General features: G+C 71.9%; 19 protein-coding genes. 12 read left to right on the plus strand and 7 right to left on the minus strand.

Annotated features, from left to right (window positions below; translation table 11 throughout):
- Positions 1-102: 102 nt before the first annotated feature.
- Entirely contained in the window at positions 103-678 is a 576-nt protein-coding gene (locus tag AB0D04_RS14125; protein WP_362702695.1) for a TIGR03086 family metal-binding protein, read from the minus strand.
- 135 nt (positions 679-813) lie between these two features.
- Positions 814-2,631, minus strand: a complete 1,818-nt coding sequence (locus tag AB0D04_RS14130; protein WP_362702696.1) for an alpha-L-fucosidase — start codon at positions 2,629-2,631, stop codon at positions 814-816.
- Between the two features lie 305 nt (positions 2,632-2,936).
- On the opposite strand from AB0D04_RS14130, the gene AB0D04_RS14135 reads away from it, so the two are divergent.
- On the plus strand, positions 2,937-4,499 hold the full coding sequence (locus AB0D04_RS14135; RefSeq protein WP_362702698.1) for an AMP-binding protein: 1,563 nt from the start codon (positions 2,937-2,939) through the stop codon (positions 4,497-4,499).
- Positions 4,500-5,295: 796 nt separating this feature from the next.
- Here the strand turns inward: AB0D04_RS14135 and AB0D04_RS14140 are convergent.
- A complete protein-coding gene (locus AB0D04_RS14140) occupies positions 5,296-5,700 on the minus strand; it encodes a hypothetical protein (protein WP_362702700.1) in 405 nt (134 codons plus the stop codon).
- A gap of 54 nt (positions 5,701-5,754) precedes the next feature.
- On the opposite strand from AB0D04_RS14140, the gene AB0D04_RS14145 reads away from it, so the two are divergent.
- The 3 genes from AB0D04_RS14145 (at position 5,755) to AB0D04_RS14155 (ending at position 7,890) form a co-directional block, all read left to right on the plus strand.
- Positions 5,755-6,870: a glycoside hydrolase family 88 protein gene (locus AB0D04_RS14145; protein ID WP_362702702.1), complete on the plus strand. Its 1,116-nt coding sequence runs from the start codon at positions 5,755-5,757 to the stop codon at positions 6,868-6,870.
- 194 nt (positions 6,871-7,064) lie between these two features.
- A complete protein-coding gene (locus tag AB0D04_RS14150) occupies positions 7,065-7,412 on the plus strand; it encodes a DUF1330 domain-containing protein (protein ID WP_362702774.1) in 348 nt (115 codons plus the stop codon).
- Between the two features lie 97 nt (positions 7,413-7,509).
- Positions 7,510-7,890 (plus strand): VOC family protein, encoded by a 381-nt coding sequence (locus AB0D04_RS14155; protein ID WP_362702704.1) that lies wholly within the window; start codon positions 7,510-7,512, stop codon positions 7,888-7,890.
- A gap of 48 nt (positions 7,891-7,938) precedes the next feature.
- On the opposite strand, the gene AB0D04_RS14160 is transcribed toward AB0D04_RS14155, so the two are convergent.
- Positions 7,939-8,763: a M55 family metallopeptidase gene (locus AB0D04_RS14160; RefSeq protein WP_362702705.1), complete on the minus strand. Its 825-nt coding sequence runs from the start codon at positions 8,761-8,763 to the stop codon at positions 7,939-7,941.
- 149 nt (positions 8,764-8,912) lie between these two features.
- Complete coding sequence (locus AB0D04_RS14165; RefSeq protein ID WP_362702707.1) at positions 8,913-9,860, minus strand: aminoglycoside phosphotransferase family protein; 948 nt, start codon at positions 9,858-9,860, stop codon at positions 8,913-8,915.
- Positions 9,861-9,972: 112 nt separating this feature from the next.
- Between AB0D04_RS14165 and AB0D04_RS14170 the strand changes: the two genes are divergently transcribed.
- From AB0D04_RS14170 to AB0D04_RS14200, 7 genes are all read left to right on the plus strand, one after another.
- Positions 9,973-11,148 carry a CapA family protein gene (locus tag AB0D04_RS14170; protein WP_362702709.1) on the plus strand — a complete coding sequence of 392 codons (1,176 nt, stop codon included), beginning with the start codon at positions 9,973-9,975 and terminating at the stop codon, positions 11,146-11,148.
- 141 nt (positions 11,149-11,289) lie between these two features.
- Positions 11,290-11,907: a TetR/AcrR family transcriptional regulator gene (locus tag AB0D04_RS14175; protein ID WP_362702711.1), complete on the plus strand. Its 618-nt coding sequence runs from the start codon at positions 11,290-11,292 to the stop codon at positions 11,905-11,907.
- 156 nt (positions 11,908-12,063) lie between these two features.
- Positions 12,064-13,275: a cytochrome P450 gene (locus AB0D04_RS14180; protein WP_362702776.1), complete on the plus strand. Its 1,212-nt coding sequence runs from the start codon at positions 12,064-12,066 to the stop codon at positions 13,273-13,275.
- A gap of 50 nt (positions 13,276-13,325) precedes the next feature.
- Positions 13,326-13,520 carry a ferredoxin gene (locus tag AB0D04_RS14185; RefSeq protein WP_362702712.1) on the plus strand — a complete coding sequence of 65 codons (195 nt, stop codon included), beginning with the start codon at positions 13,326-13,328 and terminating at the stop codon, positions 13,518-13,520.
- Positions 13,517-14,806, plus strand: coding sequence for an FAD-dependent oxidoreductase (locus AB0D04_RS14190; RefSeq protein ID WP_362702714.1), 1,290 nt, complete (start codon positions 13,517-13,519; stop codon positions 14,804-14,806). Before AB0D04_RS14185 ends, AB0D04_RS14190 begins: the two co-directional genes overlap by 4 nt.
- Before the next feature lie 40 nt (positions 14,807-14,846).
- Positions 14,847-17,300 (plus strand): excinuclease ABC subunit UvrA, encoded by a 2,454-nt coding sequence (gene uvrA / locus AB0D04_RS14195; protein WP_362702716.1) that lies wholly within the window; start codon positions 14,847-14,849, stop codon positions 17,298-17,300.
- A gap of 82 nt (positions 17,301-17,382) precedes the next feature.
- On the plus strand, positions 17,383-17,595 hold the full coding sequence (locus tag AB0D04_RS14200; RefSeq protein WP_362702717.1) for an EF-hand domain-containing protein: 213 nt from the start codon (positions 17,383-17,385) through the stop codon (positions 17,593-17,595).
- 27 nt (positions 17,596-17,622) lie between these two features.
- Here the strand turns inward: AB0D04_RS14200 and AB0D04_RS14205 are convergent, their stop codons facing one another.
- Positions 17,623-18,573, minus strand: coding sequence for a LysR family transcriptional regulator (locus AB0D04_RS14205; protein WP_362702719.1), 951 nt, complete (start codon positions 18,571-18,573; stop codon positions 17,623-17,625).
- Between the two features lie 156 nt (positions 18,574-18,729).
- Here AB0D04_RS14205 and AB0D04_RS14210 point away from each other — a divergent pair, with 156 nt between their 5' ends.
- A complete protein-coding gene (locus AB0D04_RS14210) occupies positions 18,730-19,383 on the plus strand; it encodes a LysE family transporter (protein WP_362702720.1) in 654 nt (217 codons plus the stop codon).
- Here AB0D04_RS14210 and AB0D04_RS14215 read toward each other — a convergent pair.
- Positions 19,348-21,732 carry a GH92 family glycosyl hydrolase gene (locus AB0D04_RS14215; RefSeq protein WP_362702721.1) on the minus strand — a complete coding sequence of 795 codons (2,385 nt, stop codon included), beginning with the start codon at positions 21,730-21,732 and terminating at the stop codon, positions 19,348-19,350. The genes AB0D04_RS14210 and AB0D04_RS14215 overlap by 36 nt on opposite strands.
- Between the last annotated feature and the right edge of the window lie 46 nt (positions 21,733-21,778).

The following is a 21,778-nucleotide window of genomic DNA, read 5'->3' on the forward strand; positions in this document are numbered from 1 at the left end:
GACTGATCGCGCGTCATCGGCCGGCTGCGGTGCAACGGCCGAAGGAAGCGGATCGACGGGAGCGGCGCCGGCACGCGGCCGCTCCCTGTCGCGTGTGCGGGGTCAGGGCCGGCGGCCCAGCAGGCCCAGCAGCCGGGTGAGGTCGTCGGCGTCGGCCGGGGGCTCGATCGCGGGAGCGAACAGTCCGGAGGCGCCGAGGCCCGGGGCGTACGGCTCGACCTCGCGCAGGGCCGCCGTCGCCAGGTGGTCGGGCAGTTGCTCATCGGCGCCGATCGCGCGGGAGAGATCCCAGGCGTGCACCACCGCATCGGCCATCATCTGGGCGCAGTACGCATCGGCCGGGCTGGTGCCGTAGGAGAGATGGACGGTGCGATTCATCGCGCCCGGTGCGCTGAACGCCGCCACGGCCGCCACCGCCGCGCGGTCCCAGACCGAGGCCGGGTCGACGCCCAGCTGATCGCCGTCGAGATCCGTGCCCACTTGCGCGATGGTGGCGCCGTCCCGCACCAGGCGGGGGACCCACAGCTGCTCGGCGGTGAGGTGGTTCACCAGATCGCGCACCGACCATTCCGTGCACGGTGTGGGGTCCTCCCACTGGTCGTCGCCGACGGCATGGACCCGGTTCCCGAAGAGCTTGAGGGCCTCGCCGTGGGTGCGCAGGATCTCGTCATGGTTCATGCTCCCCGAGGATAGGAGGGGGCACTGACAGCGGGGGTGACGGCGCACGGCGCGCGGGCGGAGTTGCGTCCCGGCGGGCGCCGATGACCCGAACAGCTCAACGGGCGGGAATTCTTTTCCGCAGGGCGTCGGCGGTCAGCGGGCGTACAGCTGCCGCTGCGGCACTGTCTGCTGCGGCCGGCTGGGACTGGACCACAGCAGTTTCATATGAGCCTCCCCGGTGCGTTCCGTGTAGTCGATCCGGATGCGGTGCCGGTGGCCGGCCTCGAGGGTGACGGTGGCCCTGTCGACCTTCGGGCCGTGCGGGACGGCGCTGTCGATCACCGGCTTGTCGTCGACCCACACCCGTACGGTGTCGTCGGAGACGGTGGTCAGGGTGTACGTCTGGGTGAAGCGCGGCTGGATGCTGCCGGTCCAGCGGGTGCTGAAGTGGTCGGCGGGGACCGCCGGGGCCGGGGAGCCGTCGAAGCGGTAGGCCTTGTTCACGGTCGGGTCGACGGTGGTCACCGCGGGTGGCCCGGTGAAGGAGTCGTTCGCCCAGGTCTGCGCCGTCAGCCCCGTTCCGGTGCCCGCGGGCGCGGCCGCCGGCGGCTCGATGGTGAGCCGGATGACGCTTGCGGCGGGGCCGGTGGCCGGGCCGGACGGGGTGAGGTCGAAGCCGTCGCCCGCCGCCTTGACCTGCACGTGCTGCGGGCTGCCCAGCACCTCCGCCGAGGTGACCCGGAAGGGGACCTGGGTGGTCAGATGCAGCGGGCTGCCGGGTGCGGGCCAGGAGGTGACGGCTGCGTACAGCTCCTTGCCCCGGCGCGAGACCGCGCCCCAGGACGGGTCCGCGACCAGACCGGTGTGCCCGGCCCCGTACACCGCGTCCCCCTGCCCGTACGCGCTCAGCCACCGGCCGGCCTCGCGGAGCCGGTCCACGGACGGCTGCGGAATGCGGCCGAGCCGGTCCGGGCCGACGTTGAGCAGGTAGTTGCCGCCGCGGCTTGCGACGTCGAGGAGGTTGCGGACGACCGTGGCCGACGACTTCCAGTGGGTGTCGTACCTGGCGAAGCCCCAGTGGTCGTTGAGCGTCATACAGCTCTCCCACAGCTGCCCGTCGACCGGCTCGGCGGGGATCTCCTGTTCCGGCGTGCCGAAGTCGCCGTCGACCACCTCGCGTTTGCCGACACGGTTGTTGACGATCAGGCCGGGGTCGAGGCCGTGGAGATACGCCTGGAGGTCGGCACCGTCCCGGCGGGACCAGGTGTTGGTGGGGTTGTCGGCGTCCCATTCGCCGTCGAACCACAGCAGCGCCGGATCGTAGGCGCCGATCAGCTCCTTGAGCTGCCCGTACATCCGCTTCTTGTAGCGGGGGAAGGTCGCCGGGTCGGCGAAGTCGGGGTCGTGCCAGTCCCAGATCGAGTAGTAGAAGCCGAGCTTGATGCCGGCGGCGTCGGCGGCCTTCTTCAGCTCGGCGAGGATGTCGCGGTGCGGGTCGAAGGAGGAGTGGTCGCGCAGATTCCAGGTGTTCTGCCGGGTGGGCCACATCGCATAGCCGTCGTGGTGCTTGGCGGTGATGACGATATAGCGCTGGCCGGCGTCCTTGGCGGCCTGGACGATCGCCTTGGCGTCGAATTCGGCCGGATTGAAGCCGGCGGCCTGCTTTTCGTACACCTCGTCGGGGATCTTGCACTCGCGCTTGATCCACTCGGCGTTACGGCAGACCGTGCCGTCGGGCCGGGTGTACTCGCCCTCCAGGTTGGAGTACGCCCCGAAATGGATGAACATCCCGAAGCGGTCCTGGCGCCACCAGGAGGTCCGCGAGGAGGTGAAGGGGTCGTCGGTCGCGTGGTTGGTGCCGGGGCCGGACGGTGGCGTTGCCGCGGCCACGGGCTGGCCGAGGGTCGGCAGCAGGGCGCTCAAGACCCCCATGACGCCCAACAGCCGGAAGCGTCGTGTGCGCTGGCGCATGGTTCGCTCCTTCGGACGGCAGGTCCCCGCATGGTGCTGTCCCCGGAGCACCTATGGGAAGCCCTTGGAGCGTCAAACATCGGAGGACCGTGGAGGATGACGGAGAAGCGGTGGCGATTTCGGCGCCCCTGGGGCGGTGGTGTGACGGGATACCTCGGATGTAACAGGGGGTGGGGGCGTCGGATGCACGTCGTGCGTACCGCACACACCCCGCACTGACATCGCGTCAGCAGAACCGGCCGCGGTCTGGAAATCCGCCGCAGTCGGCTATTCAATGGGCGCCGCCGACATACATGGGAGGCACCATGGACGACCCCGTCGCCTCTGCCGCGTCCTCGCCCGCCATCCGCTCCGCCGGCCATGAGCGCGGCTATCCCGAGTTCCTCGAACGTGCCGCCCGGATCGCAACGGGCCTTCATGCCATGGGGGTTGAGTCGGGCGACCGAATCGCCGTCGTCCTGCGCAACGAGCCCGCCCATCTCGAAATCACCGTGGCCGCCGCGCAGTTGGGTGCCTCGGCGGTGCCCGTCAACTGGCATTTCAAGCACGATGATCTACGGCATGTGCTCACCGACAGCGGCAGCAAGGCCGTGTTCGTGCACAGCGACATGCTGGGCGCGGTGACCGCCGTACTGCCCGAGGGGGTACGGGTCGTCGAGGTCCCGGTTCCCGGCGGTGTCGCGGCCGCGTGCGGCGTTGCCGCGCCGGCCGCCACCGGCGCGTACCCCCTCCTGGACTCCTGGCTGGCGGGCCACGAGCCGCTGGCGCAGGCCGCCGCGGATCGTCCGCCCACCGTCATCTACAGCTCCGGAACCACCGGACGTCCCAAGGGAGTTCTGCGCGAACCCGTCCCCCAGGAGCAGCTCACCGACGCGGTGCAGTCCTTCCTGGAGTATTTCGCCGTCGCCCCCGGCGGCCGTACGCTCATCCCCGCCCCGCTCTACCACGCGTCCCCCAGCCAGCACGCCGTCCTCGCGCTCGCCGCCGGCCTGGACATCACTCTGATGCCGCGCTTCGACGCGGAGGAATTTCTGCGGCTGGTCGAACGGCACCGTATCGAGCAGGTGCAGATGGTCCCCACCATGTTCGTACGGCTGCTGCGGCTGCCCAAGGACGTACGCGAGCGCTACGACCTCACCTCGCTCACCTCGGTGGTGCATGCCGCGGCGCCCTGCCCGCCGCATATCAAACACGCCATGATCGACTGGCTGGGACCGGTGCTGCGGGAGTACTACGGCGGCAGCGAGACCGGCGCCGTGACGTGGTGTGACAGTGCGGAGTGGCTGGCCCACCCCGGTACGGTCGGCCGAGCCGAGGGGACCTGCGGGGTCGCCGTCCTCGGGCCCGACGGCGAGCCGGTGCCGACCGGCGCCACCGGCGAGATCTACCTCAAACCCTCCGACAACTGGCCCCGGTTCACCTACCTCGGCGACCCCGCGAAGCGCGCCGCGATGGAAGCGCCGGGCCTCCCGGGATACGTCACCATCGGCGACATCGGCCATCTCGACGCGGACGGCTACCTCTACCTCAGCGACCGCCGCAACGACATGGTCATCTCCGGCGGCGTGAACATTTACCCGGCGGAGATCGAGGGCGCTCTCCTCAGCCTCGACGGGGTGCGGGACGCGGCGGTGTTCGGCATCCCGGACGAGGAGTTCGGCGAGGTGCTCGCCGCGCATCTGCAGACCGAGGCGGGCGTGGTGCTCGGCGCCGATGCGGTACGGGCCCATGTCGCCGAGCGGCTGGCCGGGTACAAGGTGCCCCGGGCCGTGGTGTTCGAGGAACAGCTGCCGCGGGACGAGTCGGGCAAGCTCTTCAAGCGGCGGCTGCGGGATCCGTACTGGGCGGGGCGGGACGGCGCGATCTGAGCGGAGGGGCAGGGGGCGGGTCGGCCGAGGTGGTGTCGTCGCATCCCGTCCGGCTCGGAACGCCTGGCACGGCGCCTCGCCGGGTTGTCGGGCCTCCCGGGCAGAACCACTGCGCGCGGGAGGCCCTCCGTTTTGCGGTGCGCCGGTCCAGGCGCAGCGAGCCCCGTCCTCCCTGCGGACAGCAGGAGTGTGACTGCTTCACCTGGGGGGTGGGGAGCCAGAGTTCGAGAGTGAACTGGAAGCGGGTGACGCGCGTGGTTCAGACGTTCTGGATCTTCTCGGTGCCGTCGGGGCCGGTGACTCCGGCTTCCGTGGTGGGCTGGACGCCGTACTCCGGGAGGAAACCGTCGAGAGCGTTGCGGTACTGCACTGTGCCTTCATCCGTGCACAGTTGGTGGTGGGCTTCGTTGGTGGCGGGCTTCGTTGGTGAGCTGGTCGGTTCCGGTCACTGCTCGGCGCGCTTCGGCCTGGGCGTCCTTGGGGTCGTCGGCGGTACCGAAGATCTCCGGGAGGGTCTGGAAGTCCTCGGTCGGTCTGTCCTGGATCGATTGGTCGAAGTCGTCCAGAGTGCAGAACGCCTCGTCGATCGTGCCGAGTTCCTGGATGACGTACTCGTTGGTGCGGTGGGCGTAGGCGTCGGGCAGGTCGGGGCCGGCGAAGGAGCCGGCGAGCAGGAGCGAAGTGGCTGGGTGGGTGGGGAGGGTGTCTTCAACGAGTCTCCCTGTGGTCCGCGCACCTCGTCACGAGAGGCGATCGAGAATCCCTGCCCAGGGCCGCCACGGCGCGTTCATGGGCTTCAGCTGCCATGGGGGACATCGTTCTCGTAGAAGCGACGATGTCCGATGGCGCCGGTCGTCGTGGTCCGCCCGGCGAGCCAGGTCAAGGGGTCCTGGAGTTCGGGGAATTCGTCGGGATGCACCTCTTGGCGGGCGGTGGGGGCCCAGCCGTGCGGGCTGCGGCGGAGGTCGACGATCAGCGTTCCTCCGATGCGCGCGGCGGGGCCCCGGGAGGACAGCAGCTCCTCGTCCAGATGCCGCCGCAGCAGGGTGAGGTCCTGCGACGGGAGGCCGTCCGGCAGGTCGAGGGTGAGCAGGAGTTCGTGGAGATCGGCCATCCCGGAGGCATACGGGGGCGGCAGCCGGGTGTGCAGCGCCTCTTCCGTACCGCGGAGTTGGCTGCCACCATGACCCGGCAGAGTCATTCACAGGAACATTGTTCATGGATATGACCGATACCGGTTGAGAGGTGTGACCTCATGGAACGCCGGCAATTCCTCGCTACCGGCGCCGCATGCGCGGCAGGCACCGCACTGCCCGCCCGCCGCCCCGCCGACCGGCTGCCGCCCCGCCCCGAAATCGTCGCCGTACTGCGCAAGGTCGCCGACCACTGGATCGGGTCACATGCCGACCCCGGCGACAACCAGTGGGCCCGCGCCACCTTCTTCAGCGGGCTGATGGCCCTGCACCGCCTCACCCGTGAGCCCCGCTATCGCGCATACGCCGCCGGCTGGGCGGAAAAGCATGCGTACGGGCTGCACAACGGCGTCACCACCCGGCATGCCGACGACCACTGCGCCGGGCAGGTCCACCTCGACCTCTATGGGCTGGACGCCTCGCCCGACCAGGCCAAGATCGCCGCCATCGAGGACTCGCTGCGCCGCATGGTCGACACCTCGGCCGAGAAGCACGACGACTGGTGGTGGGACGACGCGCTGCACATGGCGATGCCGCCGTTCGCCAGGCTCGGCGCGCTGCGCGAGGACAGTACGTACTGGGACGCCATGCACGCGCTCTACACCCACACCAAGAGCGCCGAGGGAGGCCCGGGGCTGCGCGATCCGCAGAGCGGGCTGTGGTACCGCGACAAGCGGTTCCTGCCCGGCGGAATGGCGTCGCCGAACGGCAAGCCCGTTCTGTGGTCGCGCGGCAATGGGTGGGTGGCGGGCGCGCATGCCAAGGTGCTGGCCGTACTCCCGGACACCTTCGCCCCCGTCCGCGCCTACCGCGCCGCCCTCGTCGGCGAACTCCACGCGCTGCGCGCTGTCCAGCGCTCCGACGGGTTCTGGAATGTGAACCTCGCCGACCCCGCGCATCTGCCGGGGCCGGAGACCAGCGGCACCGCGTTCTTCACCTACGGGACGGCCTACGCACTGCGCGCCGGGCTCGTGCCGCACGGCGCCTTCCGACCCGTCGTCGCCCGCGCCTGGAATGCCATGGTCGGCACCGCCGTGCACCCCGACGGTTTCCTCGGCTATGTCCAGGCCGTCGGTGACCGGCCGGAATCGGGCCAACCGGTCACCTATGACTCCACCGCGGACTTCGGGGTCGGGGGATTCCTGCTCGCCGGGACGGAGCTGGCGGCGCTGGGCTGAGCGCGCGGACCTGGGGCCGGTCACTGCTGCGGCAGCACCACCGCCTGCGCCGACGTCGCGTACCGGGCCCCTGACGTCAACACCATGGAGGAGACGGGGGAGACGTCATGACCTCGGAGGTCATCGACCCGTGCGGCCCCGGCTGGAAACGTGGACGTCGGCGCACCTCCGCGCACCACGAGAAAGGCAGCCCCATGACCGCATTCGGCATCGCCCACCTCCGCCCGGCCGCCGCACCGCACCCCGACATCGCCGTCTACCTGGAGAAGATCCAGGCGACCATGGACCCGTTCGGTGGCCGGTTCCGTGTCCACAACGCCAAGGTCGAGGTACGGGAGGGGAGTTGGCCGGGCTTTGTCGTGGTCATCGAGTTCCCGGACATGGACGCGGCCCGCGCCTGGTACGACTCGCCCGCGTATCAGGAGATCCTGCCGCTGCGTACCCGGCACATCGAGGGGGATGTGGTTCTGGTGCCGGGTGTTGCGGACGGTTACGACGCGGCGGGGACGGCGGCGGACCGGCGGGCCGCCGCCGTCCGGTAGCCCGGCATGGCGGACATCCCGTGTCCTACTCGGCTCTTAGCGTCGGTGGTGCGGGCGGTGAGTGGCGCGGCCCGCACCGGAATCGAGGAGCGGCGCGATGAGCAGCGGAAACGGTATGGCCGGCGGGTCGGCGCAGGTGAAGTGTGCGGCGTTCTGGGGGCACGACGGCAAGGAGCTGGCCGCGTTCTATGCCGCCGCCCTGGGCTGGAGGGTCACCCAGACCTACGGTGACACGGCGGCGATGATCAGCGACGGCACGACCAGCTACGTCTTCTACACCGCCCAGAACTTCCAGGCCCCCAACTGGCCGGCGGACGAGCTCGTCTTCCATCTCGACCTCTCCTTCGACGACGTCGCGGCCGCCGAGGAGCGGCTGCTGTCCCTGGGTGCCACGAAGCCCGGATATCAGCCGGGCGGAAAGCACTGGACGGTACTGCTGGACCTGTCCGGGCAGCCCTTCTGCATCAGCGCCTCCTAGCCAGGCCCTGTCGTCACGCTCCCGCTCCCCCCCGCATCGGTCGTGCCGTCACTCCGCGATGCCCCGAGTGAGCATCACGACGGTGACGAATCTGCGGTAGAGCCGGATCGGGTCCCCGTCGGTCAGTTGGACGGTCACGGCATCGGTGCGTTCGACGTCGGTGATCCAGGTGGCCATCTCGGCGAGGTCCGGATTGCGGAACCGTACGGTCAGCGTGGCCGGCAGCGCGATGCGCGGCGGGGCGGCCCGGGGCAGCGTCCGTACGGCCTCGCCTGCGGCCTCGTGGATCAGTTCCCGTGCCGTCAGGGGATGGAGGCTGTCCGCGGCGAATCGGGACACCGAGGACTTGACCACGGCGCTGCGGATCCCGGGACAGAAGGGCTCGATCTCGGCGGCCGTGGTGTCATCACCGGTGATCAGCACCACGGGTACGCCGTGCCCCAGCGCGACCAGCGCGTTGATGCCGCTCTCCCCGGCGATCACACCGTCCAGCCGCACTTCGCTGATGGCCCGCGGATTGTAGGTGTGCGACAGCGCGGCCGGGGTGCCCGACATCGAGCCGTGATAGGAGACGAAGAAGACGCCGTCGAACGAGGCGTCCAGGCCCTGCATCATGTAGAGCGGTTTATGACGACCCGACAGATAGCGGGCGCGGCCCGCGAGGGTGTCCGGCCGCAGATTGGTCATTGCCGAGTGGGCGTCGTTCACCAGGAACTCGGTCGCTCCGCCGGCTCGCGCGCCCTCGATCGCGGCGTTGACCTCCTCCTGCAACAGGCCCCGGTAGTAGGCGTATTCGCGCTCCGCGGGACGGCACTGCGTCCAGTCCACGACGCCTGCGGTGCCCTCCATGTCGGTGGAGAGGAAGATTTTCACGGCACATGCTCCCTGGGTGCGGTGGGTGCGGTGGGTGCGGTGGGTGCGCTTGTCCGAGGCCGGATCACCGCCTCAGTTATGCGGGAACCGGCCGGAGCGTGGCCAGAGCGCCTTTTCGGCCTACCGGGAGCCCGGCCCGCCGCAAGGAGTCACAGCCCGGCCAGGTCCGCCAGCACCCGAGCTTCCGTCAACTCTTCGGCTCCGCCCTCCGCATCGTCGTGATCGGCGCTCCACAGCGCGCTCTCCACGCTCCGCGCCACCGACCAGGCGAGCAGCCGTGCCGGGTCCTCGCCCAGTGCCTCGGCGACCCGCGCGTAGCGCTCGCGGAGAACCGGGCGCGGGTCCGGGTGCGCGAAGGGGGCATCGATCTGCATCAGCAGCGGCCAGGGGTCGTACGCCGGGTCGCCGACCATGGGTTTGGGGTCGATGGCCAGCCAGGGGCTGCGCCCGGCCGCCAGGACGTTGCCCGGGTTGAAGTCGCCGTGCACGACGACCTCCCGGGCGGCCGTCGTCGGGAGTGTGCGCAACAGGTCGGCGCCGAGGGCGACCAGGCCGGGGTCGTAGGCGGGGCGCAGCCGCAGCATGCGTTCCTGGAGGATGTCGGCCCACTCGGCGCAGACCGTGCCGACGTGCTCCAGGTGGCCGTCGGGCGGCGCGGGGGCGGCCCACAGGTCGCGGAGCAGGCCGGCCGCGAGGGTGAGGCGTTCGGCGGGCGGGAGGGCGGTCGTGGAGAGCGGGGTGCCGGGGGTGCAGCGCTCGATGAGCAGTGCGCCGCGGGCGCGGTCCCAGCGGTGCAGCCGTACGGCGCCGTTGCCGTCCCAGGCGTGCAGGCCCGGCGCCTCGCCGTCGGCCTCGCGGTGCGGCCAGGTCACCTTGAGGACCGCCGGGCCGCCGCCGGGGAGTTCGGCGGGCGCGACCCAGGAGCAGCTGCCACCGTGGATCGGGTCGCCGAGCCGCAGCTCCCAGCGCTCCTCGACCTCACGGACGAGGCCCGGCAGCCGGTCGAGCCAGGCCCGCCCGGACGCGGTCCCTCCCATCTGCCGTATCACCGGCAGTTCGGCGGGGAATCGGTGGTGGTCGTACGGGGTGCGCACCATCCGGGCAGCGTACGACGGGAGGGGGCCGGCGGGGGCCGTACGAGGGAGAGCGCCGGGCGCCGTAGCGGTACGAGGAGATTCCTGCCGGTAAGCCATGGTATGTGTGTCGGGCATGAGCGCATACATGCGGTATGCGGCCGTCGCCCTGGTCGCCGCGCTGGCCGCGGGCTGCGGCGGCCCGCCCGGCACCCCGCCCCCAGCCCCGCCCAGCGCCCGGCAACCGCTCGCCAAGGCCAAGCCGCGCGATGATGCCGAAGCCCCTGTGACGAAGGCCGCCCGCGCCTTCACCCTCGTCGCCTCGGGGGACATCCTCCCGTCCTCCGCGGATGTGCTCGCGACGGCGCGGCGCGACGCGGCGGGCGCCGGCTACGACTACCGGCCGATGCTGGCGGACATCCAACCGGTCGTCTCCGGCGCCGATCTGGCGCTGTGTCATCTGGCCGCGCCCCTCGGCCCGCTGTCCGGCCCCTTCACCGGCTACCCCGTCTACCAGGCGCCGCCGCAGCTCGCCACCGCACTGAAGGCGACCGGCTACGACTCCTGCTCCACTGCCTCCAACCACGTCCTGGACCAGGGCGTGCCCGGCGTGATCCGCACCCTGGACGCCCTGGACACCGTCGGGCTGCGGCACGTCGGCTCCGGGCGCAACGCCGAAGAGGGCGTGCGCCCGGCGCTGTTGCAGGCCGAGGGCGGCGCGCGGGTGGCCCAGCTCGCGTACACCTACGGCACCGACCAGAAGCGCCGCCCGGCGTCCGCGCCCTGGACGGTGAACCTGATCAGCGCTCGGCGGATCATCGCGGATGCGCGGGCGGCCCGCCGGGCCGGCGCCGATGTGGTGGTCGTCAGCCCGCACTGGGGCACGGGGTACCGGACCGCCCCGACCGATGAGCAACTGCGGCTCGCCCGCGTGCTCACCGCCTCGACGACCGACGGCCGCCCCGACATCGACCTGATCCTCGGCACCCACGCACACACCCCCCAGCCCTACGAGAAGGTCAACGGCACCTGGGTCGCCTACGGCCTCGGCGACCAGATCTCCGGCGCCATGAGGAAACCGGAGGGCAACTGGGGCACTCTCGCCCGCTTCCGGTTCGCCCCGCCGGAACGGGCCGGGCAGCGCTGGAGGGTCACCAGGGCGGAATACCTCCCGCAGCTCGCCGAGCTGGGGCCGCCGCTGCGGGTGCGCAACCTGGCCGGGACCTCCGGCCATGCGGACGTCCGTACGGCGATCGGCACGGCGGTGTTCAGCCGGGGTGCCGGCGCCGAGGGGCTGCGCAGGGGGTGGTGAACGGACGCTCCCGCGGCGCTCCGGTGCGGGCCGCCGCCGCGGTATGAAACCCTGGTCACGAACCAGATCGCGGACCGGCCCAGGCGGCGTACACCGCGTACCGGAGAGACATCGGCGAGGCCGGGGAAGGACCGGAGGGCAGTGAGCGAGAGTGCGGCCGCCCGGCCCCGTAACCCGCGCGGCCAGGGCGAGCGGCTGCGGGAGGAACTCCTGCGGGCCACCGAACGTCTCCTGGAGGAGGTCGGCAGCGAGGACGCGCTGTCGCTGCGCGCGGTGGCCCGCGAGGCGGGCGTCGCGGCGCCGAGCATCTACCGCCACTTCGCCGACAAGACCGAACTGGTCTGGGCGACGATGGAGGTCAGCTACGAGCGGCTCGGCCATGCGATGTCCGAGGCCGCCGCGAAGGCGGACGACGACCCGGTCGCACGGCTGCGGGCCGAGCTGCGCGCCTACTGCCGCTACGCGATCGGGCACCCCGCCACCTACCGCCTGCTCTACGAGACCCGGCAGACCCCGGTCGGCCCCGAGCGGCTGGCCCAGCACCCGGCCGCGCCGCTGGTGCGCGGCTTCCACGATGCGCTGACCGCCTGTGAGGAGGCCGGCTGGCAGGTGCGCGGCTCGCGCACCGAGGCGCCGTATGTGCTGTGGTCTGCGGTGCACGGCCGGGTCATGCTCTGGCAGGTCATGCCGAGCCGCAAGGACGCCAGGCGGCTGGACCGGTTCGTGGACGAGATGCTGCAGCTGTTGCTCGAGCGCTGAGCCGGCCTCCCTACGGGTCGTCGGCATCCCCCTGGGACGTCACCCGGCACACGCTTACCTGTGCATTACACATGTAACCTTACAGTCGTTAGGCGAACGTTCGACTCATGGCGCACGCCGCTGTCCGGTGTGCGCGCGAGAAGCGAGATGAGCGAGATGACACTTTCCACCGCACCCGCGCCGCTCCCCGTACAGCCCCCCGCCGGCTGCCCCTTCGACCCTCCCGCCGAATTCGGCGCCCTGCGCACCGAGCAGCCGATCTCCAAGATCTCGCTCCCGGACGGCAGCTGGGCCTGGCTGGCCACCCGCTACAGCGACATCCGCGCGATCCTCGGCGACACCCGCTTCAGCTCCGACACGACCCTCCACGGCTACCCGCTCAGCGGCATGACCGGCGGCGGCAACACCCACAACCGCGGCTTCATCCGCATGGACCCGCCCGAGCACACCCGGCTGCGCCGGATGGTCACCCGGGAATTCATGGTCAAGCGGGTCGAGGCGCTGCGCCCGGAGATCCAGCGCATCACCGACGAGCTGTGCGACGCCATGGAGCGGCGGGCGGGCGAGGACGTGGACCTGATCGAGGCGCTGGCCCTGCCCGTCCCCTCACTGGTCATCAGCCTGCTGCTCGGCGTCCCGTACGACGACCACGATGTCTTCCAGCGGCTCACCGGCACGCTGCTCTCGCGTACCGTCCCGGACGACGAGCGGGAGGCCGCCCGCGTCGAACTGCGGGACTACCTCGACCAGTTGGTCACCGGGAAGGAGGCGGACCCGGGCGATGACATCCTCGGTCGGCTGATCGTCGAGCAGCAGCGCACCGGCGAGATCACCCACGACGAGGTGGCTGCCTTCGCCGCCCTGCTGCTGATCGCCGGGCACGAGACCACCGCCAACATGATCGGTCTCAGCGCCCTGACGCTGATGCGCGATCCCGGGGCCGCGGAGCGGCTGCGCCAGGAGCCCGGTCTGATCCGCGGTGCCGTCGAGGAGCTGCTGCGCTTCCACAGCATCATCCGCAACGGCCCGCGCCGGGTCGCCACCGCCGACATCGAGATCGACGGGCACCTCATCCGGGCCGGCGAGGGCGTCGTGGCGGCCGTCCCCGCCGCCAACCGCGACGAGAGCGTCTTCGCCGACGCCGACCGCCTCGACATCACCCGCCCCAACGCCCAGCACCACGTCGCCTTCGGCTACGGCATCCACCAGTGCCTGGGCCAGGCGCTGGCCCGCGTCGAACTCCAGGTGGTCATCGGCACGCTGCTGCGCCGCTTCCCCACGCTGCGGCCCGCGGTGCCGGTGGACGAGATCCCGTTCCGTACCGACATGGCGATCTACGGATGCCATGCTCTGCCTGTCACCTGGTAACCGGACACCAGCCACGCCCAACCTCCCACAATCCCCACGGAGTTACCGCCATGAAGATCACCCTTGACGCCGACAAGTGCTGCGCCGCCGGTCAGTGCGTACTGATCGCCCCCGAGGTCTTCGACCAGCGCGACGAGGACGGCATCGTCGTCCTCCTCGATGCCGAGCCGCCCGCCGAGCAGCACGACGCGGTCCGCGAAGCGGCCGCCATCTGCCCGGCCGCCGTCATCGAGGTCCACGCGTGACCGCCCGGCCCATCGCCGTCGTCGGCGCCTCGGCGGCCGGGCTCGCCGCCGCCGAGGCGCTGCGCCGCTCCGGCTGGACCGGCCCGCTGACGCTGATAGGCGACGAACCGCATCTGCCGTACGACCGGCCGCCGCTGTCCAAGCAGCTGCTGCACGGCGCATGGGAGCCGGAACGCCTGCTGCTGCGTACCGAGGAGCAGCTCGCACCGCTCGGCCTCGACCTGCGGCTCGGCACCCGCGCGACCGGCCTCGACGTGGCCACCCGCACCCTCACCCTCGACGGGGGCGAGACCCTCGCCTGCGCCGGAGTGATCATCGCGACCGGCGTGGCGGCCCGCACGCTGCCCGGCGCCGAGGGCATCACCGGGGTGCAGACCCTGCGCACCCTCGACGACGCGCTGGCCCTGCGCGCCCGGCTGACCGGCACCGGCCGCCGCCTGGTGATCGTCGGCAATGGCGTCCTGGGCTGCGAAGCGGCCGCGGTGGCCCGCGAGTTGGGGCATGACGTCACCCTTGTCGGCATCGACGCGACACCGATGGCCGCGGCCGTCGGCACCGAGGTCGGCGAACTGCTGGCCGAGGAGCACCGGGCGCGCGGCGTAGCGCTGCGTACGGGAGCGGTCGACGGCTTCGAGACCACCGGGGGCGGCGTCACCGGCGTACGGCTGGCCCATGGGGGCGTAGCCGCCGGGGGAGGGGGAGGGGGAGGCACCCGGCTGCCCGCCGACACCGTGCTCCTGGCCATCGGTTCCACCCCCGCCGTCGGCTGGCTGGCCGGCGACCCGGCCCTGGACACCTCCGACGGGCTGCGCTGCGACGCGTACTGCGCCGCCGCCCCCGGCATCTACGCCGCGGGCGATGTGGCCCGCTGGGAGCACCCGGTGCACGGCCGGCCGCTGCGCTTCGAGCACCGGATGCACGCCGGCGAGCAGGGGATGGCCGCGGCCCGCAACCTGCTGGCCGAACTGGCCAAGGAGGGTGTCGAGGGCGCGGAACCCCAGGAGCGCCGCCCCTTCGCTCCCGTCCCGTACTTCTGGTCCGACCAGTACGCCGTCAAGCTCCAGGCATACGGGCTGACCACGGGCGCCGACCGCGTGGAGACCACGGTGCTGGACCGGGCGGAGCGCCGCAGCGTCGCCCTCTACGGGCGCGACGGGAACGCCGTCGGCGTCCTGGCGACCGGCCTGCCGCCCCGCCAGGTCCGGGCCCTGCGCGCGGTGATCGCCACGCCCGTGCCCTGGGAGGAGGCGCGCGAGCGGATCCGTACCGCCACGGCCGCGGGCTGAGGGTGCCGGAGCACGGCGGACCGTGCCCGATCATGGAGGGATGGCCGACTCGTACGTACGGGTGCGCGGTGCCCGTGAGCACAACCTCCGCACCATCGATGTGGACATCCCGAGGGACGCGCTGGTCGCGTTCACCGGGGTGTCCGGATCGGGCAAGTCCTCCCTCGCCTTCGGCACCCTCTACGCCGAGGCGCAGCGCCGCTACTTCGAGTCGGTGGCCCCGTATGCCCGCCGTCTGATCCACCAGGTCGGCGCACCCAAGGTCGAGGACATCACCGGGCTGCCGCCCGCCGTCGCCCTCGAGCAGCGGCGCTCCGCGCCGACCTCCCGCTCCTCGGTCGGCACCGTCACCACCCTCTCCAACTCCCTGCGGATGCTCTTCTCCCGCGCCGGCGACTACCCGCAGGGTGGCGCGGGACGGCTCGACTCCGATGCCTTCTCGCCCAACACGGCGACCGGGGCCTGCCCGCAATGCCATGGGCTGGGCACCGTCCACCGCGTCACGGAGGACTCGCTGGTCCCCGACCCGGCTCTCTCCGTCCGGGACGGCGCCATTGCCGCGTGGCCGGGCGCCTGGCAGGGCAAGAACCTCCGCGACATCCTCGCCGCCCTCGGCCACGACATCGACCGGCCGTGGCGCGAGCTGCCGCAGGCCGACCGCGACTGGATCCTGTTCACCGACGAACAGCCGGTCGTCACCGTGCACCCGGTACGGGACGTGGGCCGTATCCAACGCCCCTACAAGGGCCAGTACATGAGCGCCAAGCGGTACGTCCTGCACACCTTCGCCGACTCCAAGAGCGACACCCTGCGCAAGCGCGTACAAGGCTTCATGGCCGCCGAGCCCTGCCCGGTGTGCGCCGGGCGACGGCTTCGCCCCGAGGCGCTGGCCGTCACCTTCGAGGGCCATGACATCGCCACTCTCGCGGGCCTGCCGCTGAGCGCCCTCGCCGACCTGCTGCGCCCCAGCGCGCAGCGGCCGGACGACGAGGTCGCCCCGACGCTCGCCCGCGACCTGGTGGCCCGTATCGAGGTCCTCACCGAACTCGGCCTCGGCTATCTGAGCATGGATCGCCCCTCGCCCACCCTCTCCGCGGGCGAGCTCCAGCGCCTGCGTCTGGCCACCCAGCTGCGCTCCGGCCTCTTCGGCGTCGTCTACGTCCTGGACGAGCCGTCCGCGGGCCTGCACCCCGCCGATACGGAATCCCTGCTCACCGTGCTCGGCCGGCTCAAGGAAGCGGGCAACTCCCTCTTCGTCGTCGAGCACGACATGGACGTGGTGCGGCGCGCCGACTGGATCGTGGACATCGGGCCGCGCGCCGGGGAACACGGCGGCCAGGTCCTGCACAGCGGCCCGGTCGCCGGCCTCGCCCATGCCGCTGCCTCGGCCACCCGCCGTTTCCTCTTCGCCACTGAACCGCCCCTCGCCCGCACCCCGCGCACCCCCTCCGGCGCGCTGACCCTGCACGGCGTCACCCTGCACAATCTGCGCGGCCTGGACGCCGCCTTCCCGCTCGGCGTCTTCACCGCCGTCACCGGAGTCTCCGGATCCGGCAAGTCGACGCTGGTCACCCGGGTCCTCGCGGAGGCCGTACGGGAACATCTGGGGGCGCCCGAGTCCGATGCGGGAGAGGGTGAGCCGGACACCGGTCCCCTGGCCCGCGCCCAGCTCACCGGCGCCGAGGGCCTGGAGGCGATCGACCGGCTGGTCCGCGTCGACCAGCGGCCGATCGGGCGGACGCCACGCTCCAACCTCGCCACCTACACCGGGCTGTTCGACGCCGTACGGAAGGTCTTCGCCGCCACCGACGAGGCCCGCGCCCGTGGCTACACCGCCGGCCGGTTCTCCTTCAACGTCGCCGCCGGCCGCTGCGAGACCTGCCAGGGCGAGGGCTTCGTCGCCGTCGAACTGCTCTTCCTGCCCGGCACCTACGCACCCTGCACCGCCTGCCACGGCGCCCGCTACAACGCCGAGACGCTGGAGATCACCTACCGGGACCGCACCATCGCCGACGTCCTCGCCCTGACCGTCGACGACGCCGCCGGCTTCCTCCGCGACATCCCGGCCGCCGCCCGCAGCCTGCGCACCCTCCAGGACGTCGGCCTGGGCTATCTGCGCCTCGGCCAGCCCGCCACCGAACTGTCCGGCGGCGAGGCCCAGCGCATCAAGCTCGCCGCCGAACTCCAGCGGGCCCGCCGCGGCCACACCCTCTATCTCCTCGACGAACCCACCACCGGGCTGCACCCCGCCGACACCGAAGTACTGCTGCGCCAGCTGCACGGCCTGGTGGACGCGGGCAACACCGTGGTCGTCGTCGAGCACGACATGGGGGTCGTCGCGGGCGCCGACCATGTCATCGACCTGGGGCCGGGCGGCGGCGCGGACGGCGGGCGGATCGTCGCCGCGGGCGCCCCGGCCGAGGTGGCGGCCGCCGCGGGCAGCCGTACGGCGCCGTATCTCGCCCGACGGAGGGCGCAGCCGGAGGCCTCTTGACGGTCCGCTAATGTACGCAGGTCAGATCACCAGGCAACATGACGGCGCAGCAGTGCGCAGCACCACGAAGGGGGCACCTCTGATGGCAGACATCGAGCAGGCCAAGGCGACGTTCGCCCGGTTCGACGCGGACGGGGACGGGCAGGTCACGCCGGACGAGTTCAAGCGGGCGATGGCCGAGATGGGCGACCCGTACGTCACCGGCCCGGTCGCCGAGGCGGTCATCAAGGCCAAGGACACCGACGGCGACGGCACGATGTCCTTCGACGAGTTCTGGCAGGCCCTGCAGGCCTGACCGCCCGCCACACCCCCTTCCCGGCGGTCAGGTCCGCTCGCCCGCGGCCGCGCGCAGCGCCGCCAGCCCGCGGGCGATCGGGGGCTGCCGCTCGCTGCCGCGCCGTACGGCCGCCACGAACCGCCGCACCGGGACGGGTTCCCCGCGCAGCGGCACCCGTACGACCCGACAGCCGTCCGGCACCGGCGCCAGCCGCGGCACCAGAGCGATCCCGCAGCCGTGGGCGACCAGGGCCGCGACCGCGGACCAGTCCACGGCGTTGTGCCGCACCCGCGGGGTGAAACCGGCGGCCGCGCAGGCGGCCAGCAGCAGTTGATGCTGATCGGCCGGATCGCCCGCCCGGACCCAGCACTCCTGGCCTGCCTCCGCCAGCGCCACCCCCTCCGCCGCCCGCGTGGCGAACCGGTGTCCGGCCGGCACCAGCAGATCCTGCGGCTCCTGAAGCACCGGCCACTGGGTGAAGCGCGTATCGCCGGGAGGGGGCACCGCCCTGCTGGAGGGGAGCCGGGAGCTCGGGGGAGGGGCGACCGGCGTGGGTATCACGACGGCGATGTCCGCCCGGCCCGCCAGCAGCAGATCGAAGCGGTTCTCGCCCGGGTCCTCGCCGATCTCCACCTCCAGACGCGGCACTTCGCGGCGCAGCCGCTCCGCCGCCGGCGCCAGCACCCCGGTGATCGCGGTCGCCACCCCCGTCATCCGCAGCCGCCCGGCCACCCCGTCCGCATACCCGGCCAGATCCGCGCGGGCCTCCTCCCAGCGCGCGAACAGCGCATCGGCGTGCCCGAGCAGCGCCAGTGCCGCCGGGGTCAGCCGCACCTTGCGGCCCGCCGGCTCCAGCAACTCCAGGCCCAGCCGCGCCGAGAGCTGACGCAGCTGCTGGGAGACCGTCGACGGCGTCAGATGCAGCGCCTCGGCGGTGGCAGTGACGGTGCCCTGTTCGTGCAGGACGCGGAGGGTCTGCAGCCGGGGGTCGATCATGGGCCGATCGTAGGGTGCCGGCGGTCGTGGGGGCGCCCCGGTCCTGTGGCGGGTGCCTGGTCGTACGGCGCTGCGCGATCGTGTGGCACCGCCGCACGGTACCGTGCGGAAACGTTCGATGGACCCGAACGGTGACCGTCGCCGATGCTCGCTGTCATGACCGAGACGCTGCCGGACCTCTTCACCGAGTCGTTTCTGCCGGGCCTGTGGGCGGGCTATGCGCTGGCCGTGCCCGTCGGCGCACTGGCGGCCCTGCTGGTGAGCATGACGGCCCGGACGTCGTTCCGGGTCGGCGCGGCGGCGGCGCTCGGGGTGGGGACCGCCGACGGGTGCTACGCCCTGGTCGCGGTGGCCGGCGGCGGCGCCGCCGCGCGGGCCGTCGCCCCGGTGGCGGGGCCGCTGCGCGCGCTCGCCGCGGTCATCCTCCTCGGCATGGCGGTACGGACCGCCGTACGGGCCCTGCGCCACCGCCACGCGCACGACGCGGCGGCCCCGGAGCACAGCGGCCCGGTCCGCCCCCTCCGGGCCTATCTCGCCTTCCTGGGGCTGACGTTGGTGAACCCCTGGGCGATCGTCTACTTCTCCGCGCTGGTGCTCGCCGGAGGCGCGGGCCCCGGAGCCGGCCCCGCCGGGCATGCGGCCTTCGTGGCCGCCGTGATCACCGCCTCCGTGAGCTGGCAGCTGTTCCTGGCCGCGGGTGGAGCCGCACTGGGCAGGACGCTGACCGGCCCACGGGGGCGGGCCGTCACCGCGCTGGTCTCGGCAGTGGCGGTCTCAGCGTCGGCGGTCGGCCTGCTGCTGCCGGGCTGAGGTGCCCACCGGGGGCGGCGCCGCCTCGTCGCCGGTGCCCCAACGGGACGGCTTCGGCCCTACGGAGAAGGCCAGTTCGTGGCCCGCACGCAGATCGGCGGTGGTGAGGTAGGTACGGTCCCGCTCGGCGCCGTCCAGCCGGACCGACTGCACATACCGCTTCGCGGACGACGTCCCCGGAGCCTTGAGGGTGAAATGCCCGGCCGGGAAGTACCGCCGGTCCAGCGTCAGATCCACCCGGTCGAAGACCGGCGTGCTCAACCCCCAGCTGTCGGTCCCCGGCTGCACGGGGAACACCCCGATCGACGAGAGCACCATCCACGCCGACATCGTCCCCAGGTCGTCGTTCCCGGTCATACCGCTCGGGGAGTCCGTGAACAACGTCAGCGCCGCATGCACCACATCCGTGGATTTCCAGGGCTGACCGGCCGAGAGATAGGTGTACGGCGCGATCAGATCCGGCTCGTTCTGCGGGTTGTACTTGTCCGCGTTGTAGTAGTCGTACGGACCGTTCACCCACACCGTGCGGGCCGTCTTCTCCGGGTCCTTCAGCAGCTCCTGATAGGCGAAGAAGGAGTCAAGACGCTCGGCCGCCTTGTCCTTCCCGCCGATCAGCTTGATCATCCCCGGCAGGTCCTGCGGCACCAGCCACTGGTACTGCCAGGACGTGCCCTCGTGGAAGCCCTCGCTCTTGGCGGGATCGGCGGGCCCGGTGAAGGCGCCCCGGTCATCGCGGGCCCGGAAGAAGCCCGTCGAACCGTCAAAGATCCTGCGGTAGTTCTGCGCGCGGGCCGCATACCGGTCGGCGTCCGCCCGATGGCCCAGATCGCGCGCCATCTGCGCCAGCATCGCATCCGACAGGGCGTATTCCAGGGTCGCCGAGGCACCGTGGTCGAAGTCGGAGTCGCCTGGCTTGGTGTGTGGGCGGCCCTTGATGTACGGGGCGAAGCCGTGTTTCAGGTACGGGACGTTGGCCTCCCGCCCCAGGGCCGGCGAATCGGCGGGCGGCACCCCGTCGGCGTTCTTCTTCAGCGCCGCATACGCCTCCTCCGCCTCCCGCCCCCGCAACAGCCCCTGCTGATAGGCATTGGTGAGGAACGGCGTGACCGGATCGCCGGTCATGATGTTCGTTTCGACCGTTCCATAGCCCCACTTGGGCAGCCAGCCGCTCTCCCTCTCGATCCGCAGCACCGACAGCGCCATGTCACGGGACTCGCGCGGTGCGAGCAGGGCGAGAAGCTGCGCCTGGGTGCGATAGGTGTCCCACAGCGACCAGTTCTGGTAGTACGCAACACCGTTCGCCCGGTGGATCTTCCGGTCCCAGCCCGTATAGCGGCCGTCCACATCGCTGCCGATGTTCGGCGCGAGGAAGGACCGGTAGAGGGAGGAGTAGAAGGTACGGCGCAGGGTCGTGTTGCCGCCCTGCGTTCTCACCAGGGCCAGGCGCCGCTCCCAGGCGGCGTTCGCGGCGGCCTTCGTACGGTCGAAGGAACGCCCGCCCTCGGCACGCAGATTGCGGGCCGCGCCCGCCGTGTCGACGTAGCTGATGGCGGTGGTCGCCTCGACCGTACGGTCCGCACGGGTGTCGAAGCGGGCATACGCCCCGTGCCGCCCGCCTGCCGTGGATTCCCTCGAACCGGCCGTCACCTTGTCCCCGTCCCACGTCCCGTACGACGCGAACGGCCGGTCGAAGCGAGTGATGGTGTGGACGGTGTACGGCTTGGTGTCCTGGCAGAAGCCGCGGCCCGTGATGGCGGTGCGGATGGTGCGGGAGTCCAGGACCTCGACGCGGGTGGAGACCGTCTTGTGCAGCGACTGGCCCGTATTGAGCAGCACATTGGCCTTGTCGGTGGCCGGGAAGGTGTAGCGCTGCTTGCCGGTACGGGCGGTCGCGGTCAGTTCGGCCGTGATCCCGCCGTACGACGTCAGCCCGACGCGGTAGTAGCCGGGGCGGGCGGACTCGTCGTCATGGCGATAGGCGGCGGCGTACTTCGCATGGTCGGTCTCGGTGATGTCGCCCGTGGTGGGCAGCACCGGCAGGTCGCCGCCGAGCCCGCAGCCCACGCCGGAGACATGGACGGAGCTGAAGCCGCGGATGTGGTGGTCGTCGTAGCCGTAGCCGGTGGTGTGGCCGGTGTCGGGGGAGAGCTGCACCATGCCGAAGGGGACGGCGGCTCCGGGGTAGGTGTTGCCGTCGTTCTGGCTGCCGATGAACGGGTTGACCAGATCGGTGAGCGGGCCGTCGGGCGACTGGGCCTGTGCGGGGGGCGCCGCGAGCGTGCCCCCGACGAGGGCGGCCGCCAGCACCGCGCCCGCGGTACGCGGCCGGTGACGACTGAGCCATGACATGGGTTCACAACCTCCGAGGGCCGACAACGTTGTCGGAGCGCGTCAT

The organism is Streptomyces sp. NPDC048483, assembly GCF_040651455.1.
Taxonomy (GTDB): Bacteria; Actinomycetota; Actinomycetes; order Streptomycetales; family Streptomycetaceae; genus Streptomyces.

Excerpts from the sequence above, each read along its gene's own strand:
- AB0D04_RS14125 (WP_362702695.1), bottom strand. The coding sequence starts at position 678 with ATGAACCATGACGAGATCCTGCGCACCCACGGCGAGGCCCTCAAGCTC.
- AB0D04_RS14130 (WP_362702696.1), bottom strand. The coding sequence starts at position 2,631 with ATGCGCCAGCGCACACGACGCTTCCGGCTGTTGGGCGTCATGGGGGTC.
- AB0D04_RS14135 (WP_362702698.1), top strand. The coding sequence starts at position 2,937 with ATGGACGACCCCGTCGCCTCTGCCGCGTCCTCGCCCGCCATCCGCTCC.
- AB0D04_RS14140 (WP_362702700.1), bottom strand. The coding sequence starts at position 5,700 with ATGACTCTGCCGGGTCATGGTGGCAGCCAACTCCGCGGTACGGAAGAG.
- AB0D04_RS14145 (WP_362702702.1), top strand. The coding sequence starts at position 5,755 with ATGGAACGCCGGCAATTCCTCGCTACCGGCGCCGCATGCGCGGCAGGC.
- AB0D04_RS14150 (WP_362702774.1), top strand. The coding sequence starts at position 7,065 with ATGACCGCATTCGGCATCGCCCACCTCCGCCCGGCCGCCGCACCGCAC.
- AB0D04_RS14155 (WP_362702704.1), top strand. The coding sequence starts at position 7,510 with ATGAGCAGCGGAAACGGTATGGCCGGCGGGTCGGCGCAGGTGAAGTGT.
- AB0D04_RS14165 (WP_362702707.1), bottom strand. The coding sequence starts at position 9,860 with ATGGTGCGCACCCCGTACGACCACCACCGATTCCCCGCCGAACTGCCG.
- AB0D04_RS14170 (WP_362702709.1), top strand. The coding sequence starts at position 9,973 with ATGAGCGCATACATGCGGTATGCGGCCGTCGCCCTGGTCGCCGCGCTG.
- AB0D04_RS14180 (WP_362702776.1), top strand. The coding sequence starts at position 12,064 with ATGACACTTTCCACCGCACCCGCGCCGCTCCCCGTACAGCCCCCCGCC.
- AB0D04_RS14185 (WP_362702712.1), top strand. The coding sequence starts at position 13,326 with ATGAAGATCACCCTTGACGCCGACAAGTGCTGCGCCGCCGGTCAGTGC.
- uvrA (WP_362702716.1), top strand. The coding sequence starts at position 14,847 with ATGGCCGACTCGTACGTACGGGTGCGCGGTGCCCGTGAGCACAACCTC.
- AB0D04_RS14200 (WP_362702717.1), top strand. The coding sequence starts at position 17,383 with ATGGCAGACATCGAGCAGGCCAAGGCGACGTTCGCCCGGTTCGACGCG.
- AB0D04_RS14205 (WP_362702719.1), bottom strand. The coding sequence starts at position 18,573 with ATGATCGACCCCCGGCTGCAGACCCTCCGCGTCCTGCACGAACAGGGC.
- AB0D04_RS14210 (WP_362702720.1), top strand. The coding sequence starts at position 18,730 with ATGACCGAGACGCTGCCGGACCTCTTCACCGAGTCGTTTCTGCCGGGC.
- AB0D04_RS14215 (WP_362702721.1), bottom strand. The coding sequence starts at position 21,732 with ATGTCATGGCTCAGTCGTCACCGGCCGCGTACCGCGGGCGCGGTGCTG.